Raw genomic sequence first — 209 nt, 5'->3', positions numbered from 1 at the left:
CCAGGATATGGGCGCGTACCGCCTCTTCGATGAAGCGCGACAGATCACCCTTTCGGCCGCCGCCCTGGCTGGCCAGGAACATGCGAAGGGACTGGTCGGTGTCGACCGAGACGGCAACATTCCAACGGACGGTACTCATGGCGTTCCCCGTGTATAGATGTTTATGTGTTTATACACCTTTGGTGGATAGCCCTGCAACGGACCGACAA

1 protein-coding gene is annotated in these 209 nt (G+C 57.9%); it reads right to left on the bottom strand.

Features of this window, described 5'->3' with window-relative positions; genetic code table 11:
- On the bottom strand, positions 1 to 139 hold a 139-nt coding region (locus ACYVD0_RS22860), incomplete at its 3' end, for a ribbon-helix-helix domain-containing protein (protein WP_460428932.1).
- Positions 140 to 209: the final 70 nt, after the last annotated feature.

This window comes from Azotobacter armeniacus, from assembly GCF_054779355.1.
This window is presented reverse-complemented; position numbering and strand designations above follow the sequence as displayed.